The sequence below is a fragment of the Syntrophaceae bacterium genome, assembly GCA_013177825.1.
In the GTDB taxonomy this organism is placed as follows: domain Bacteria; phylum Desulfobacterota; class Syntrophia; order Syntrophales; family PHBD01; genus PHBD01.
Genome location: JABLXX010000001.1, coordinates 489,607 through 506,665, shown reverse-complemented (window position 1 = coordinate 506,665; position 17,059 = coordinate 489,607). Strand labels below are relative to the sequence as shown.

15 protein-coding genes are annotated in these 17,059 nt (G+C 65.2%); all 15 read right to left on the bottom strand.

From position 1 onward, the window contains the following. Nucleotides 1–35: 35 nt before the first annotated feature. The 15 genes from ftsZ to mraZ all read right to left on the bottom strand — a co-directional run bounded on the left by ftsZ (nucleotide 36) and on the right by mraZ (nucleotide 17,006). The gene (gene ftsZ / locus HPY65_02285; GenBank protein ID NPU83289.1) at nucleotides 36–1,175 is read right to left on the bottom strand and encodes a cell division protein FtsZ; all 1,140 of its coding nucleotides are present in this window, start codon (nucleotides 1,173–1,175) and stop codon (nucleotides 36–38) included. A gap of 18 nt (nucleotides 1,176–1,193) precedes the next feature. Then, on the bottom strand, nucleotides 1,194–2,426 hold the full coding sequence (gene ftsA / locus HPY65_02280) for a cell division protein FtsA (protein ID NPU83288.1): 1,233 nt from the start codon (nucleotides 2,424–2,426) through the stop codon (nucleotides 1,194–1,196). Nucleotides 2,427–2,448: 22 nt separating this feature from the next. Continuing rightward, nucleotides 2,449–3,291, bottom strand: coding sequence for an FtsQ-type POTRA domain-containing protein (locus HPY65_02275; GenBank protein ID NPU83287.1), 843 nt, complete (start codon nucleotides 3,289–3,291; stop codon nucleotides 2,449–2,451). Then, the gene (murB, locus tag HPY65_02270; GenBank protein ID NPU83286.1) at nucleotides 3,288–4,205 is read right to left on the bottom strand and encodes a UDP-N-acetylmuramate dehydrogenase; all 918 of its coding nucleotides are present in this window, start codon (nucleotides 4,203–4,205) and stop codon (nucleotides 3,288–3,290) included. The genes HPY65_02275 and murB overlap by 4 nt, the downstream gene beginning before the upstream one ends. Before the next feature lie 20 nt (nucleotides 4,206–4,225). Next, the gene (locus HPY65_02265; protein NPU83285.1) at nucleotides 4,226–5,596 is read right to left on the bottom strand and encodes a UDP-N-acetylmuramate--L-alanine ligase; all 1,371 of its coding nucleotides are present in this window, start codon (nucleotides 5,594–5,596) and stop codon (nucleotides 4,226–4,228) included. A gap of 66 nt (nucleotides 5,597–5,662) precedes the next feature. After that, the gene (gene murG, locus HPY65_02260; GenBank protein NPU83284.1) at nucleotides 5,663–6,751 is read right to left on the bottom strand and encodes an undecaprenyldiphospho-muramoylpentapeptide beta-N-acetylglucosaminyltransferase; all 1,089 of its coding nucleotides are present in this window, start codon (nucleotides 6,749–6,751) and stop codon (nucleotides 5,663–5,665) included. Between the two features lie 7 nt (nucleotides 6,752–6,758). Then, entirely contained in the window at nucleotides 6,759–7,856 is a 1,098-nt protein-coding gene (ftsW, locus tag HPY65_02255) for a putative lipid II flippase FtsW (protein ID NPU83283.1), read from the bottom strand. Nucleotides 7,857–7,859: 3 nt separating this feature from the next. After that, nucleotides 7,860–9,200 carry a UDP-N-acetylmuramoyl-L-alanine--D-glutamate ligase gene (gene murD / locus HPY65_02250; GenBank protein ID NPU83282.1) on the bottom strand — a complete coding sequence of 447 codons (1,341 nt, stop codon included), beginning with the start codon at nucleotides 9,198–9,200 and terminating at the stop codon, nucleotides 7,860–7,862. Nucleotides 9,201–9,207: 7 nt separating this feature from the next. Next, complete coding sequence (locus HPY65_02245; protein NPU83281.1) at nucleotides 9,208–10,287, bottom strand: phospho-N-acetylmuramoyl-pentapeptide-transferase; 1,080 nt, start codon at nucleotides 10,285–10,287, stop codon at nucleotides 9,208–9,210. Nucleotide 10,288: 1 nt separating this feature from the next. Next, nucleotides 10,289–11,704, bottom strand: coding sequence for a UDP-N-acetylmuramoyl-tripeptide--D-alanyl-D-alanine ligase (locus HPY65_02240; protein NPU83280.1), 1,416 nt, complete (start codon nucleotides 11,702–11,704; stop codon nucleotides 10,289–10,291). Further along, the gene (locus tag HPY65_02235) at nucleotides 11,704–13,254 is read right to left on the bottom strand and encodes a UDP-N-acetylmuramoyl-L-alanyl-D-glutamate--2,6-diaminopimelate ligase (protein NPU83279.1); all 1,551 of its coding nucleotides are present in this window, start codon (nucleotides 13,252–13,254) and stop codon (nucleotides 11,704–11,706) included. The genes HPY65_02240 and HPY65_02235 overlap by 1 nt, the downstream gene beginning before the upstream one ends. A gap of 10 nt (nucleotides 13,255–13,264) precedes the next feature. After that, nucleotides 13,265–15,268: a PASTA domain-containing protein gene (locus HPY65_02230; protein NPU83278.1), complete on the bottom strand. Its 2,004-nt coding sequence runs from the start codon at nucleotides 15,266–15,268 to the stop codon at nucleotides 13,265–13,267. Nucleotides 15,269–15,284: 16 nt separating this feature from the next. After that, on the bottom strand, nucleotides 15,285–15,611 hold the full coding sequence (ftsL, locus tag HPY65_02225; GenBank protein ID NPU83277.1) for a cell division protein FtsL: 327 nt from the start codon (nucleotides 15,609–15,611) through the stop codon (nucleotides 15,285–15,287). After that, nucleotides 15,608–16,546: a 16S rRNA (cytosine(1402)-N(4))-methyltransferase RsmH gene (gene rsmH / locus HPY65_02220; protein NPU83276.1), complete on the bottom strand. Its 939-nt coding sequence runs from the start codon at nucleotides 16,544–16,546 to the stop codon at nucleotides 15,608–15,610. The genes ftsL and rsmH overlap by 4 nt, the downstream gene beginning before the upstream one ends. A gap of 13 nt (nucleotides 16,547–16,559) precedes the next feature. After that, on the bottom strand, nucleotides 16,560–17,006 hold the full coding sequence (gene mraZ / locus HPY65_02215) for a division/cell wall cluster transcriptional repressor MraZ (GenBank protein NPU83275.1): 447 nt from the start codon (nucleotides 17,004–17,006) through the stop codon (nucleotides 16,560–16,562). Nucleotides 17,007–17,059: the final 53 nt, after the last annotated feature.

The following is a 17,059-nucleotide window of genomic DNA, read 5'->3' as shown; positions in this document are numbered from 1 at the left end:
ACTCAAAACCCGGAGGGGGAATGCCCTCCTGTTTTTCAGTCGGCCTGGCGTCTCAGGAATGCCGGCCTCTCCAGGTCGTCGTTGTCGTCGATGAGGCCGAGCTTCACCACCTTCATGCTCTCCAGGGGAACCTGCTTCCGCTTCCACGCCGGCTCCTTGAGGGGATCCTCTGCGGCCGAAGAGCCGAGATTGATCCCCGACAGGGGCAGCCGCTTTTTCCCGAGGGATCCGTCGAATCCGGTGGCGATGAGGGTGATCCGGATCTCGTCCCTCAGGTTCTCGTCGATGACGATCCCGAAGATGATGTTGGCATCCTCGTGGGCCTCCGACTGGATGAGGGTGGACGCCTCGTTCACCTCGAAGAGGGTGATGTCCGGACTGCCCGTGATGTTGAGGAGCACTCCCTGGGCACCCTGGATCGTGTTGTCCTCGAGGAGCGGCGACGAGATGGCCTTCTGGGCCGCCTCCACCGCCCGGCTCTCGCCGCTGGCCGTTCCCGTCCCCATGAGGGCCATCCCCATCCCGGACATGATGTTCTTCACGTCGGCGAAATCCAGGTTAATGAGGCCCGGAACGGTGATGAGATCGGAGATCCCCTTGACGGCGTTGTAAAGGATTTCGTCGGCCTTCTTGAAGGCATCGGGGATGCAGAGCCCCCGCCCGCCGAGGCTGAGCAGCCGCTGGTTCGGGACAACGATGAGGGTGTCCACGATCTTCCGGAGCTCCGAGATCCCGTCGTCCGCCTGGATGCTCCGCTTCTTCCCTTCGAACTGGAAGGGCTTGGTCACGACGGCGACGGTCAGGGCTCCCATCTCCCGGGCAATGTCCGCCACGATGGGTGCTCCGCCCGTCCCCGTCCCGCCTCCGAGGCCGGCGGTGATGAAGACCATGTCTGCCCCCTCCAGGTGTCGGTACATCTCGTCCCGGGCCTCCATGGTCGCCAGCCGTCCCACCTCGGGATCCGCCCCCGCACCCAGCCCCCGGGTGGCCTCCGACCCGAGCTGGATTTTCACGGGCGACGCGTTTGCCCGCAGGGCCTGGGCGTCCGTGTTGGCGGCGAGAAAGTCCACCCCCTGCAGGTTGTAGGAGATCATCGTGTTGATGGCGTTCCCCCCGCCGCCGCCAACGCCGACCACCTTGATTTTTGCCGCGGCCATGCTCAATGGATCTGTCATTTCGAACATTTCCTCCCCCTAAAAGTTATCAAGAATCCATCTCTTCATCCGGTCCACCGCTCGGTCGATCACCTGTCCTTTGCCCCTGAAAGACCGTTGTTGCTTGATTGCCTCCATGCCGCCGAATACCACCAGTCCCACCCCCGTGGCGTACAGGGGGCTGTTGACGATGTCCGCCAGGCCCACCACACCCTGGGGACAGCCCCGGCGCACCGGGACGTTGAACACGCGCTCCGCCAGTTCCGTGATCCCTTCCAGGAGGGCCGTGCCCCCCGTGAGGACCACCCCCGCTGCCAGATGGTCGTCGTAACCGGAACGAACGATCTCCTTCTGGGCCATGAGGAGAATCTCCTCCACCCGGGCTTCGATGATCCGCCCCAGGATCTGCCGGGAAACCTCCCGGGGCTCCCGGCCTCCGACGCTGGGCACCTCGATGGTCTCGTCCTTGGAGATCAGCGGCGGATAGGCGCAGCCGTACCTGAGCTTGATCTTTTCCGCTTCCGCCGCCGGCGTCCGGAGCCCCGTGGCAATGTCGCTGGTGATGTAGCTCCCCCCGACGGGCAGGACGGCGGTGTGGCGGATGCTTCCCTCGGTGAACACGGCGATATCGGTGGTGCCGCCGCCGATGTCCAGAAGGGCCACTCCAAGGTCCTTTTCGTCCTCCCCGAGGGCGGCCAGACAGGATGCGAGCTGCTCCAGGACGATCCCCTGGATGTCGAGACCGACCCGGTTCACCGATTTCACGACGTTCTGGATGGACGCGACGGAGCCCGTGACCAGGTGCACCTTCGCCTCCAGCCGGACGCCGGACATCCCCACGGGCATCCGGACCCCCTCCTGGGTATCCACGGTATAGCTCTGCGGAAGAGTGTGGATGATCTCCCGGTCCAGGGGGATCGCCACCGCCTTGGCCGCTTCGATGGCCCGCTTCACGTCGTCCTGGTCCACCTCTCGGCCTTTCACCGCCACGATGCCCAGGCTGTTCTGCCCCTGGATGTGGGCCCCGGCGACTCCGGCGAAAACGGACCGGATCTGGCAGCCGGAGATGCGCTCCGCCTCCTCCACGGCCCGGCGGATCCCCTCGACGGTGCTCTCGATGTTCACCACCACGCCCCTGCGGAGGCCTTCCGACGGATGGGACCCGATCCCGATGATGCTCACGCCCTGCTCCGTCAATTCTCCGACGACGGCGCAGGTCTTCGTTGTCCCGATGTCCAGCCCGACGACGAACGATTTCGCTTTCCCTGCCATACGTTTTTACCCCGTTCCTTCGTTACATCCGGTATTCCTTCCTCGAATCGGCGTTTCCGGCCGGGCCGAGGATTTCCTTCTTCTGCACCGTCACCTTCGACGGGTCGTCCAGATCCACCCCCGCATACCGGGGCCGTCCCGTCCGCCGCTCCAGGTCCGCCATGACCGTGGCGAGGCGGGCCAGCTTTTCGTCGTACTGGTCGAATCCCAGCTTCAGGCACAGCCCCGACGTGGTCACGACGGAAAGGCCGGAGACCGGATCCAGGTGAACGCCGGCAATGTCATGGACATTGGGATGGGTCTTGGCTTCCGCCAGCTTGTTCAGGAAGGCCACCGCCTTCCTGAACCCGGCTTCCACGGCAGCCTGGTTCTCATATCCGGTCACCACCGGGAAATCGACGTCGTCTTGTCTCTCCACCCGTTTGAAGAGGTTCCCCGCCGTATCCATGAGGTACAGCCCGTCCTTCCCTTTCACGATCGCCCGGACGAGCCGTTCGTGCACCTGGATGACCATGCGGTCGGGAAGCTCCAGGCCTACCGAGACCTCCCGGACCCAGGGATTCTGCTTCACCCGCCGGGCGAGCTTCTCGCGGTTCACAGCCAGGATGCTCACGGAGGGCCGGAGGGCCGCCAGCGCCAGCACCTCCTGCTCGGTGATCTCTTTGCAGCCCCGGATGACCGTTTCCCGGAGCCCGAAATAGGGCGCCTGTACGATCCCGTAAAAGATGCCGATCGCAGTTGCCGACATCACCGCCACGACCGACAGGAGCAGCAGGACCGACAGCGCTTCCCTGAGGAATGGCCCCCGGGTCCGCTGCATCCGGTTTCTCCGGGTCAGGAGCTTATTTCGAAGCGAGGTTCTCACGACGGACTCCCCACAATGCGAACTTCCGTTTCCAGGATCACACCGGTCTTTTCCCGGACGCGCTCCCGGACCAGATCGATCAGGGCCAGGACATCCCCGGCCCGCGCCTTCCCCAGGTTGACGATGAAATTCCCGTGCTTCTCCGAGACCTGGGCGTCGCCGATGCGGGTCCCCTTGAGGCCCGCCTCCTCGATCAGCCGCCCCGCCGGGATACCCCGGGGATTCTTGAAGACCGACCCGGCGCTCCGGTGCTCCAGTGGATGCTTCTGCCGCCGGAGGGCCATGATCTCGGCGATTTTGCGGCGCACCGCCGCCCCGTTTCCTTCTTCCAGGCGGAACCGGGCGCCCGTGATGACCGACCCCGGAGGCAGGTCAAGGTTCCGGTAAGCGAAGGGCAGGTCCGCCCCTGCCGCTTCCCGGAAACGCCCGCTTTCATCCAGCAGTCGAACGCTCTCCACCACGTCCTTCATCTCCCGCCCGAAGGCCCCCGCATTCATCCGCACGGCACCGCCCACGCTTCCTGGGATTCCGGCGCCGAACTCCAGCCCCGTCAATGCCTCCCGGGCGGCCAAGGCCACCGTCTCCGCCAGGGGTGCCCCCGCCCCCGCCTCGATCCGCGCCCCGCCTCCGGCATTCCGGACCAGATTGACCTGACGAAGGTTCTTGAGAGCCACCACGACCCCCCGCCAGCCCTCGTCGGCGACGATCAGGTTCGTCCAGTTCCCCGCCGGGAACCAGGCAACCCCCCGCTCCCGGCACAGGGAAACGGTCCGCCCCAGGGCGTCCTCGCCGGAGGGAAAGGCCAGGGCTTCGGCCTTCCCACCTACCCCCATGGAGGTGTAGGGGGCAAGGGGCTCGTCGAAGAGAACCTCTCCGGCGGCCGCCGCCAGTTCGTCCCGGAATCGGGCGTCCATCGCCTCCGTTCCTTTTCCCGTCAGGGCTTGAGCCGCTTCAGGAGCGCCTCGCCGATTCTCCAGACCGTCCCCGCTCCCTGGGTGAATACGGTGTCGCCCGGCCGGACGATCCGCGCCAGGTGCTCGACGATCTCACCGAAATCCTTCATGTATGTGACATCCGGGTGCCCCTGCTCCCGGACAGCCTCGCACAGGGCCGCCGCATGAACGCCCGGGATGGGCTTCTCGCTGGCCGCGTAAATGTCCGTGACGATCAGGACGTCGGCATCGGGAAAGGCCGTCGTGAACTCGCTGAACAGGCCCTGGGTCCGGCTGTACCGGTGGGGCTGGAAGACGACGAGGAACCTCCCTTTCCAGACGTGCCGGGCCGCCGCCAGGGTCTCCCGGATCTCCGTCGGGTGATGCCCGTAGTCGTCCACCACGGTGACGCCGCCCGCTGTGCCCTTCACCTCCAGCCGGCGTCCAACGCCCGTGTACAGGGCCATTCCCGCCTTGAGGAGATCCCAGTCGACGTCGAGCTCCCGCGCCACCGCAACGGTCGCCAGGGAGTTCAGGATATTGAAGCGGCCCGGAACGTTCAGGGTCACGATGCCCTTGTCCTCCCCCCGGACGTGGAGCCGGTAGGTCGAGACGGAGCCGTTGAAGGACAGCTCCGAGGCCCGGTAATCGGCTTCCTCCCCGAGTCCGTAAGTGATCACGCGCCGGTGGATTCCCGGCAGGATCGCCCGGACGTTCCCGTCGTCGGAACAGAGCACCGTCGCCCCGTAGAAGGGAACGATGTTGGCGAACTGGAGGAAGGCTTCCTTGATCTCCTCCAGGTCCCGGTAGTGGTCCACGTGCTCCAGCTCGATGTTCGTGATGACGGCGATACAGGGCGACAGCTTCAGGAAGGACTTGTCGCTCTCGTCCGCCTCGGCGACGAGGATCTCCCCGTCTCCCATCTTCGCGTTGCTGCCGATGCTGGCCAGCTTCCCGCCGATCACCATGGTCGGATCCAGTCCGGCATGGGCCAGGACAATGGATATCATGGACGTGGTCGTGGTTTTCCCGTGGGTTCCCGAGACGGCAATGGAAAACTTCATCTTCAGGAGCTCCGCCAGCATCTCCGCCCGAGGGATCACGGGCACACCAAGCCGGTGCGCCTCGACGACCTCCGGATTGTCCGGCGCCACGGCCGTGGAGGTGACGACCACATCGGCATTCCCCATGTTGGCCGCGTTGTGGCCGAGAAAGATATCCGCCCCCAGGGAGGCCAGCCTGGCCGTGATGTCCGAGGCCGCCACATCGGAGCCCCGCACGGCATATCCGAGATTCAGGAGCACCTCGGCGATGCCGCTCATCCCGATGCCGCCGATCCCCACGAAGTGGATCGTCCGGATCTTCCGGCGCATGCCGTCGACGCGCTTGGTTGTATCCATTCCGTCGTTCCTTCAGGCCGCCCCGCGGACGGCCGCCCTCTACGCCGCCGCCGTTCCCGGTTTCGCCAGGGAAAGCAGGGCATCCACGATATCCGCCGCCGCCCGGGGATTTCCCAGGGAGCGGGACCGCTCCTCCATGATCCGGAGCCGCTCCGGCTCCTCGACGAACCGCCGGATCTTCTCCGCCAGGAGAGATCCCGTCAGCTCCTTCTCGGCCACCATGTCCGCCGCCCCCGCCCCGGCCAGGACCCGGGCGTTCCAGGTCTGATGGTCCGCCACGGCGAAGGGGAAGGGAATCAGGAGAGACGCCTTCCCGCTCACCGTAATCTCCGCGAGGGACGTGGCGCCGGCCCGGCACACCAGGAGGTCCGCCTCGTCATAGGCCCCGGACATGTCCATGATGAACGGGGTGACCTCGGCATCGAACCCCTGCTCCCGGTAGGCCGCCGCCATGCGCTCCGCGTCGGCCCCGCCGGTCTGATGAACGATCCGTAACCGGTCCTTCAGGTCCCCGAGCAGGGGCAGGGCCTCTTCCACGGCCCGGTTGATCGCCCGGGCTCCCTGGCTGCCGCCGAAGACGAGAAGCCCGAACCGCTCATCCCTCTTTTCCCCTGCCGGCCTCTCCTTCAGGAAGGCCGAACGGACGGGGTTTCCGCACACGGTGACCTTCCGGGCGGGAAACTCCCCCGCGGACTCGCGGAAGGTGACGAACACCCGGTCGACGAACCGCCCCAGGATCTTGTTGGTCGTTCCCGGCAGGGCGTTCTGCTCCGCCACCGCCGTGGGGATTCTTTTCAGGGCCGCCGCCAGGACCGCCGGACCCGAGGCGTAACCCCCGACGCCGAGGACCACGTCGGGACGGAAGTTCCGGAGGATCGCTGCCGCCTGCAGCAGGCTACGGGGGATCTTCAGGAGAGCCCCCAGGGAACGGGCTACTCCCCTTCCCTTGACGCCTTCCACGTCCAGTGTCGCCAATTCATAACCCAGTGTCGGCAGCACCCGCTTCTCCAATCCCCGCTCCGTACCCACGAACAGGACCCGGTGATCCCGGTCCCGCCGGAGGAATTCTTCCGCCACGGCAATGCCCGGGAAGAGGTGCCCCCCGGTGCCGCCGCCGGCAATCAGCATCTTCACGTCACGACTCGTACGAAGAAATGTTCAGGAGGATGCCCACCGCCACCATGCTCATGATGAGCGATGATCCTCCGTAACTCAAAAACGGAAGGGCCAGCCCCTTGAGGGGAATCAGGCCCATGACCCCTGCAATGTTGATGAACGCCTCGAGGGCGATGATCATGGTGAGCCCCGCCGCCAGGAGCGTGCCGAACGGATCGGCCGCCCGGAAGGCGATGACGAAGCCCCGAAACACAAAAACGGTGAACAGCCCGATCACGAGGGCCACCCCCAGGAATCCGCTCTCTTCGGCGATGATCGCCAGGATGAAGTCCGTGTGCGGCTCCGGCAGGTAGAACAGCTTCTGCATGCCGTCGCCGATGCCGACGCCGAAGGGACCGCCGGACCCGAAGGACAGGAGCGACTGGATGATCTGGAAACCCGACTTTCCCGGATCCCGCCAGGGGTCCAGGAACGTCAGCAGCCGCTCCATCCGGTAGCTTTTGCGCATCAGGATCCACAGGGCCACCGGGGCCATGGCCGCTGCCAGGCCTGCCAAGTGCGTGACCCGGGTCCCCGAGAGGTAGAACATGAGCATCATGATGAGAAAAATGATCGCCGAGGTTCCGAAATCGGGCTCCAGGACGATCAGGCCGATGAGGAAGCAGACCGTCAGCATGGGGATCAGGAGGCCCTGCTTGAAGTCCTTCAGCTGGGCCGCCTTCCGGGTGAGGTAGTGGGCCAGGAAGAGAACCACCGCCACCTTGGCCAGCTCGGTCACCTGGAAGTTGAAGAGTCCCAGACGGAGCCACCGCGTCGCCCCGCCCGCCCTGACGCCGGCGTGGGGGATCAGAAGCACCGCCAGCATGATCGCCGAAACGATCAGGACCGGATAGGCGAGCTTCTTCAGTTTCTGGTAGGGAACCTTCGTCAGGAACACCATCAGCCCGAGCCCGAGGATCACGAAAAAGATCTGTTTCTTGAGGAAATACAGGCCGTCCTTGTATTTCTCCGCCGCCATGATCGAGCTGGAGCTGTAGACCATGACCGTCCCCACCGTCACCAGGATGAGGGTCACGATCAGAAGCACGATGTCCGGCCTTCCTTCCCTGGGCACCATGGTTCAAAGCTCCCCGACGATCTGCTGGAAATGCCGGCCCCGGTGCCGGTAGTCCGCGTAGGCGTCGAAACTTGCGCATCCCGGCGACAGGAGGACCACGTCCCCCGGCGTCGCCTCCGCATAGGCCCGCCGGACGGCATTCTCCAGGAGACCCGCCTCCTCCGTGGGAACGACCCCGCCGAGAAAGCCGCCGATCCGCTCGGCCGCCTCGCCAAAGAGAATGAGGCGCTTCACCCGCTGCCGCACCGCTTCTTCCAGGCTGGCGAAGTCCCCGTCCTTGTCGCGCCCCCCCATGAGCAGGATCACCGGCCGGGAAAACGTCTCCAGGGCCCGCTGCACGGCCCCCGTGTTGGTCCCTTTCGAATCGTCGTAGAAGGAAACCCCGTTCTTCTCGCCGGCAAATTCAATCCGGTGGGAGACGCCCCGGAACGATCCGACCGTTTCGACGATTTTCTCCCGGGAACACCCGCACGCCCGGGCCGCCAGGATGGCGGCCATGACGTTCTCCACGTTGTGCCGCCCGGGGATCCGGATCATGTCCAGGGGATACTCCTCTTCCACACCGCCGGTTCGGTAAAGCATCCGGTCCCCCCGGAGAAAGATCCCCTCCTCCGGCTCGCGGAGGGTGCTGAACGCCAGGACCGGCGCCGCCGGCGTCGTGAGGGGGGGCGACAGGTACGGATCGTCGGCGTTCAGAACGACCCGGTCCCCCTCCTTCTGGTTCTCGAAGATCCGCTCCTTCGCCCGGCGGTAGGCCTCGAACGTCCCGTGGTAGTCCACGTGGTCGGCGGTGACGTTCAGGATCAGGGAGACGAAGGGGCGGAACGTCTCGATGTACTGGAGCTGGAAGCTACTCACCTCGACCACGGCGTAACGGGCGTTTCCCTCGGCGCCGGCGCATTCGATGAGCGGCGTCCCGATGTTTCCGCCGACGAAGGCCTCCGTGCCGCTGTCCCGGAAGATCTCGCCCAGCAGGGTCGTCACGGTGGTCTTCCCGTTGGTGCCCGTAACGGCGATCATCGGGATCCGGAGAAACCGGGCTGCCAGCTCGATCTCGCTGAGAACGGGCACTCCCTGCCGACGGGCCGTCGAGAGAACCACGTCAGCGGGCGGAATTCCCGGGGAGGGAACAACCATGTCGACCCCCCCAAGCGACGACGGCTCGTTGGGAACCCATAAGATGTCGCCGCTCCCCGCTTCGTCCGCCATCCACTCCCGGAAATCGGCGGCGGGCCGGCTGTCCGTCACGGCCACCCTCGCTCCCCGGCGGACGAGAAACTGCGCCGCCGACTTTCCTGTCTTGCCGAGGCCGATCACCAGGATTTTTTGGTTCGCCAGTTCCATCTTCCCGCTACCGCAGTTTCAGCGTGCTGATGGCCACCATGGCCAGCAGGATCGAGATGATCCAGAAACGGACGATGACCTTCGGTTCCGGCCATCCCTTCAGTTCGAAATGGTGGTGGATGGGGGCCATCCGGAAGATCCGCTTGCCCCCGGAAAGCTTGAACCAGCCCACCTGGGCGATGACGGAGAACGTCTCGAGGACGAAGATGCCCCCGACGATCACCAGCAGGATTTCCTGCTTCGTCATGACCGCCAGGGTCCCCAGAGCTCCCCCGAGGGAGAGGGATCCCACGTCGCCCATGAAGACCTGGGCCGGATAGGTGTTGTACCAGAGAAACCCGATCCCGGCGCCGACCATGGCGCCACAGAAGATCGACAGCTCACCCGCTCCCGCCACGTAGGGAACCTGCAGGTACCCGGAGATGCGGACGTTGCCGGCGAAATAGGCGAACAGGAGGTACGTCAGGAAGCAGGTGATGGCCGGCCCGATGGCCAGGCCGTCGAGGCCGTCCGTCAGGTTCACGGCGTTGGCGCAGCCCACGATGATGAACGTCGACAGGATGACGTACGCCCAGCCCAGGTCGGGAAGCACCGTCTTGAAGAACGGAACCGTGAGGTTCGAGGTGAATCCGGGCTTGAAGAACAGGATCACGCTGACGAAGAGCGCGATGGCGATCTCCCCGGCGAGGCGGGTCTTCGCGGGAACGCCCTTGCTGTTCCGCCGGGTCAGCTTCCGGTAGTCATCCATGAATCCGATGAGCCCGTAGCCGATCGTCACGAGGATCACCAGCCAGATGTAGTCCACCCGCAGGTTGGCCCACAGGAGGGTCGAAACGACGACAGAAAAGATGACGAGGACCCCTCCCATGGTGGGGGTTCCCTGCTTCACCTGATGGGTGCTCGGACCATCGTCCCGCACTTGCTGGCCCACGTCGAGGCTGCGCAGCTTGCGGATCAGCCAGGGGCCGACGACAAAACAGATGACCAGGGCCGTGATGGAGGCGTAGATCGTCCGGAACGTGATGTACCGGAACACGTTGAACGAGGAGATCACCGTATGGAGCGGATACAGCAGATGGTAAATCATGTCATGCGATCTCCTTCGTTCCGAACAGCCCGCCGATGGCCCGGACGGCTTCCTCCAGGCGCATCCGCCGGGACCCCTTCACCAGGACCCAGTCCCCGCTGCGGAGGATCTCCTGCAGAGACGGCAGGATCTCCGCGGGATCCTCGAAAAAGGACACGTCCCCCGGGGCGAGCCCGCCTTCCACGGCGCCGCGGGCGGTGTCCCCCGAGAAGGCGCCCTTCAGGTACGCCCGCCGGATCCCCGTCTCCGCCAGCAGCCGGCCCGTTTCCCGGTGCAGTTCCGCCGAGGATCCGCCCAGTTCCAGCATGTCTCCCAGAATCGCCACCCCCGCGCCGGCCCCCCTCAGGTCCCGGAGGGTCCGGAGAGCCTCCCGGACGGAGGCGGGATTGGCATTGTACGCGTCGTCGATCAGAAAGGCCCCGTTGGCCAGGGGAAGCACGGTCATCCGGCCCGAGACCGGGCGGAACGACTCCAGACCCTCCCGGACGGCGGTATCGTCGAGACCGAGTGCCCGGGCGCAGGCCGCAGCCGCCAGCGCATTGGAGACGGCGTGCCTTCCGCAGAGGGCAATGCGCACGTCCTGAAGGCCGCCCCCCATGCCGAGGCGGAACGAAGTCCCCTCCCTATCGACCCGGATGTCCGTCCCCGTAATGTCCGCCTCCCGTTCCACGCCGTAGGTGACTTTCTTCCCCGGCCACCGAACCTCCAGGGCCCGGACGTACGGATCGTCCCGGTTGATCAGGGCCGTGGCCGTCTCGCTCATGTTCCGGAAGAGGTCCCCCTTTTCCCGGCAGACGCCGTCCAGGCTGCCCAGCCCCTCCAGGTGCGCGGGGCCGATGTTTGTGACGAGGCCGACGTCCGGCCGGGCAATCCGGGTCAGCCGCGCGATCTCACCCGGCCGGTTCGTTCCCAGTTCCAGGATGGCGGCCTGATGCCCGGCCTCGAGCCGGAAGAGCATCAGGGGAACGCCGATCAGGTTGTTCAGGTTGCCCTCCGTCTTCAGGGTCTCCATTTTCCGCCCGATGACGGCCGCGGCCATCTCCTTGGTCGTCGTCTTCCCCGAACTGCCCGTGATGGCGATGACGGGCACCCGGAATCTCCGGCGGACATGGCCGGCCAGGTCGCCCAAGGCCGTCAGGGTGTCCTCCACCCGGATCACGTCCACGCCGGTCAGGCCCGACAGCCGATCCTCCGGCGGGGCCTCCCGGACCACCATCGCCGCCGCCCCCGCTTCTGCGGCCGCCGCCAGGAAACGGTGGCCGTCGAACCGGTCCCCCCGGAGGGCCACGAACAGGCTTCCCGGTCTCAGGGTCCTTGTATCCGTCGAGACGCCCTTCACCGTCCCCGGACCACCGCCGCGGAGGAGGACTCCCCGCGTGGCATCCAGGATCTCCCGGATCGTCAGGAGGGGCCCCATCAGCGGGCCGCCTTCCCGTTCCGCCTGCCCGACAGGGCGTCCCGGGCCGTGAGACGGTCGTCGAAGGGCGTCTTGTTTTCCCCGATGATCTGGTAATCCTCGTGGCCCTTGCCGGCAATGAGGACGATGTCGTCGGGACCGGCCGACCGGATGGCCTCTTCGATGGCCGTCTTCCGGTCCGGCTGAACAAGGTAGAAGGGCCGTCCGGTCCTCCCGGATGCCTCGTCGAGCTCTCCGCTCCTGATCCGGCGCACCGGAAGTCCGACCACGCCCGCCTCGATCTCCCGGATGATCTCCAGGGGATCCTCTGTCCTCGGGTTGTCGGACGTGATGACCGTCACGCTGCTCCCTTCCACGGCCGCCCGGCCCATGAGGGGCCGTTTTCCCCGGTCCCGGTCGCCGCCGCAGCCGAAAACGGTGATGATCCGACCCCGGCGGAACATGCCCAGGTTTTCCAGGACGCGCCGGAGCGCGTCTTCCGTGTGCGCGTAATCGACAAAAACCCGGGGATCGTCCGTTCCTCCGGCGACCGTCTCCAGGCGTCCCGGCACGTTCACGAGCCGCTCCACTCCGTCCCGGACGGCGCTCTCCGGGATGCCCAAGGCCGCCGAGGCGGCCGCCGCCGCCAGGATGTTGTAAAGATTGAACCGCCCGATGAGAGGGGAGCACAGCGTGGTCGAAATCCCCGGTCCCCGGACCTCCGCCTCGATGCCGTCGAGTGTCAGGACCACGTTCCGGGCCGACACGTCCGCCGGTGTCTCCAGGCCGTAGGACAGCGTCTTCTCCGCCGCCGTCGCCAGCAGTTTTCTCCCCCACGGGTCGTCGGCGTTGATCGCGGCGCGGATGGCCCGCCCCTTCCGGCTCCCCGGCAGAATTTCAAGGAACATCCTGCTCTTCGCGGCGAAATAGGCCTCCATCGTGCCGTGATAGTCCAGGTGGTCCTGAGACAGGTTCGTAAAGATCCCGAGGTCGAAATCACAGTCGTCGACCCGTTTCAGGTCGAGGGCGTGGGACGAGATCTCTCCGACCACGTGGGTGGCGCCGGCGTCGTGCATCACCCGGAGGATGCGCTGCATCTCCAGGGATTCGGGCGTCGTGTTGGGTGCGGGCCACAGCCGGGAGCCGAACCGATAATTCACCGTCCCGAGGATGCCGGGCCGATGGCCGGCGGCCTCCAGGATCGATTCCAGGAGATAGGTGACGGTCGTCTTGCCGTTCGTGCCGACGATGCCGATCAGGCAGAGCGAACCGGACGGATTCCCGAAGAAGTTGCGTCCCAGCATGCCCAGGACCCGCCGGCTGTCGTCCACCCTTACGGCCGTGACGTCCGGCGGGGGCGTGAACTCCCGCTCGTGGACGATGAATCCGGCACCCCGGCGGACGGCCTCGCCGATGAAACGGTGGCCGTCGAACTTCAGGCCGGGAACGGCTACAAACAGACTCCCGGAGGCGCACCGCCGGGAGTCGTAGCAGACATCGCGCACATCCCCGGAAAGGTCTCCCGAGACCTCCCGGACGTCAATCCCCTGAAGCACATCGGAAAGGAGCACCCGCCCACCTTCACTGGCCTGTACTGAAGGATACGCTGCAGAGGCGGCGCTCCTTCAAAGCGGTCCCCGGCTGGGGAGCCTGACTGACCGCCCACCCGTTGCCGGACATGTTCAGCTCGATCCCCTTTTCCCTGGCCCGCTTGAGCGCCTCCCGCATCGTCATGCCCCGGAAATCGGGCATCAACGCCTCATTCTCTTCACTCTCCGGTCGTGCACCGTTCAGGAGGAGTGTCGGGGCGGAGACCAGCTTCACCCCCTTCTCCGGCAGGAGCGGTTCGATCTCCCGCGGCGGAGGAGCAGGCGTGCGCTCGCGGAGGTCCGTCTTGATGCAGTTCAGGATCTGTTCGCCGATACCGCTGAATACCGGCGCCGAGGCTACGCCGCCCCACTTGTCGATCTTCGGCTCGTCCAGGACGATCATCATGGTGATCTGCGGATTCTCCGCCGGGAAGAAACCCATGAAGGACGTCCGGACCCGTTCCGATGAGTATGCCCGGCGGCCTGCGTCGAATTTCTGGGATGTCCCTGTCTTGCCGGCGACGTTGATGTTGGCGATCCGGGCCTTCTTGCCGGTTCCGTCGTCGTCCTGCACGACGGATGTCATGATCCGGGCCAGGCGCTTCGCCGTCTGCGGGGAGACAACCCGCCGGACCGTCGTCGGGGTGTTGCCCCGGACGATCTTTCCCTGCTTGTCCACAACGGCCCGGACAATGAGGGGCTTCATCAGGACGCCGTCGTTGGCGATCGCCGAGAGCGCCGTAATAAGCTGGAGGGCTGTCACGGAAATTCCCTGGCCGAAGGCGACGGTGGACATGTCGACCCGCGTCCAGTTCCGGACGGGGCGGAGCAGGCCCCGGGATTCGCCGGGCAGGTCGACTCCCGTCCGGGCGCCGAAACCGAACTTGGTGATGTATTCGTAGAATTTGTCCTTGCCGAGCCGTTCCGCCGTTTTTACACAACCGATGTTGCTGGAGTACTTGATGACCTCCCCGAACGTGAGCGCCCCGTACTTCTTCCGGTTTGCTTCGTGAAAGACCCTGTCGTTGACCTTGTAGGCGCCGTTTTCGCAATTCAGGCGTGTCGATTCGCTGACCGCCTTCTCCTCCAGGGCCGCTGCGGCGAGAAACGGCTTGAAGGTGGATCCCGGGTCGAAGACGTCCGTGATGGCCCGGTTCCGCCCCTTGTCCGCCGTGTCCTTCGGGGTGTTCGGGTCGAAGCCGGGCTCGTTGGCCATGGCCAGGATCTCACCCGTCTTCGGATCCATCACCATCGCGAAGCCACCCCGGGCGCCCTTGGCCTGCACCGCCTCCTTGAGCTTCGATTCCACCAGGTACTGGATCCGCGAATCGATGGTCAGGACCAGGTTGTAATTGTCCTCCGGCTTTTTCGCCTCCGCATCCTCCACGCGGGCGTAAATTTTCTTTCCTTTTGCGTCGCGGAACCAGGCGAGTTTCTCGGGAGTTCCCTTGAGATCGTCGTTGTACCGCATCTCAAGGCCTTCGAGCCCGTCGGCGTCGAGACCCACGAACCCGATCACGGCCGCCGCGAGCTCTCCGTTGGGGTAGATCCGCTTGGCCTCCTTCACCAGAAAGATGCCCTCGATTTTCAGCTTATCCAGGGCTTCCGCCCGCTCCTCGGGAATCCGCCGGGCGATCCAGATAAACCGTTTGCGGACGGCGAGTTTCCTCCGGATGACCTCCGGGTCCGTCCGGAGAATCGGCGCAAGCTTCCGGGCGGCATCCTCCGGATCGGCAATCCGGGCAGGATCGGCACATACGGAATCGACCTGGATGCTGGCGGCCAGTTTTTCTCCGTTGCGATCGAAGATAATCCCTCGCTCGGGCTGAAGGAGAACCGGCTGGATGTGCTGCCGGTCGGCCATTTTCTTGAGCGTCTTGCCGGAGAGGATCTGCAGCTGGATCGCCCGGGAGATCAGGGCGACGAACAGGATCAGGAAGAAGCACAGGAGCGTTGCCAGCCGGAAACGCAGCCATTTGGAGGATTCCCTGTTCATGGGCGTCTCTCTCCCGTCACTTCACGATGATGACCTGATCCTGTTCGGGAAAGGTCATATTCAAGGTGTCCCGGGCGATCGCCTCGATGCGCTTCCGGGATTTGAGCGTGGCGACTTCCATCTTCAGCTTCCGTTGCTCGTCCAGCAGCTGCTCCTTGCGGTTCAGCTCCGCGGCCGTCCTGTATTCCAGCTGGGTCATGCGGACATGGGACCAGACATAGAGGGTCAGCATGCCCATCAGCACGAAGGCCACGACGATGAAGGCGGAATAGCGCCACCAGGAGAAGGTTCCTTCTCCCCGCGGAATCGCCGTCCCCCAATCGCCCGCCTTCTGCACCGTCATATCCTTTCCGCCGCCCTGAGCCTGGCGCTTCTCGCCCTGGGATTGGCATCCGCCTCCTCCGGCCGGGGACGAAGAGGCTTTCTCGTCAGAACTCTCGCCTTTGCTTCCGCCCGGCACGTGCAGACCGGAAAGCCGGGCGGGCAGGTGCAGGTCTTCTCCCAGGAACGGAAGGTCTCCTTGACCATTCGGTCCTCCAGGGAGTGAAACGCGATCACCGCCATCCGCCCTCCCGGCGCGAGCGCCTCGATCCCTTCCAGGAGCCCCCGTTCCAATTGATCCAGCTCCCGGTTCACGGCAATCCGGAGGGCCTGGAAGACCCTCGTGGCCGGGTGAATCCTCCGCCCTTCCCGGCCGCCTCCCGGAACGACCCGAGCGATCAGGGCGGCGAGTTCGACTGTGGTCTCGATGGGTTCCTGCTTCCTTCGCTCGACGATGGCGCGGGCGATCCGGCGGGCGAACCGCTCTTCGCCGAAGTCCCTGAAAATGCCGGCCAGTTCGTCGACCCCGGCACTCCGGATCAGGTCCCGGGCCGCGGGGCCGGCCGAGGGGTTCATCCGCATGTCCAGCGGCCCCTCCAGGGAGAAGCTGAATCCCCGCTCCGGGGTGTCGAGTTGGTGGCTCGATACCCCCAGATCGAAAAGGATCCCCTGAACCGGGCCGATCCCCCGGGCTGCGAGGACATCCCGAAGATCGGCAAAGCTTCCCTTCACCAGGACGACCCGGTTGCCGAAAGGGGACAGGGTGCGCGACGCCTCCCGAAGGGCCTCGTCGTCCCGGTCGATTCCAACAATCAGGCCGTCGGGGGAGGATCTTTCAAGGATGGCCCGGGCATGGCCTCCTCCCCCGACGGTTCCGTCCACGTATATTCCGCCGGGACGGCAGTTCAGAAGGGCAAGGACCTCCTCCAGGAGGACCGGTTGATGAAAGGCTGCCATGGGGTCCCCCGGCTCAAATCCCCAGATCGGCGATGTGCCGGCCGCAATCCTCCAGACTTCCTTCCGCCCGCTTCATCTCCGCATCGAAGCGGTCCCGGCTCCAGATCTCGATGCTCTTGAGCATGCCCGCCAGGACGATGTCCTTCTCCAGCCCCGCATATTCGCGCATATGGGGGGGAAGCAGGATCCGTCCCTGCCCGTCCAGGGTGCAGTCAATGGCTCCGGACATGAAAAACCGTTGAAATGCCCGGACTTCTTTTCGCAGGATGGACTGAAAGGAGACCTTCTCTTCGATGACCAGCCATTCCTGGTAAGGAAAGGCCATCAGGTAGCCGTCCCACTTGGTGACCACGAGGCGGTTGTCATAAAATTCGGCAAAAACATCCCGGAATCGCGAAGGAAAGATGATTCTCCCCTTCTCGTCGATGGTGTGGTAATATTGTCCCCGGAATCCAGACAAAGGATCTCCTCCACTACAAGCCACTTCGCTCCACGAGGCGACTATAAAGGGGG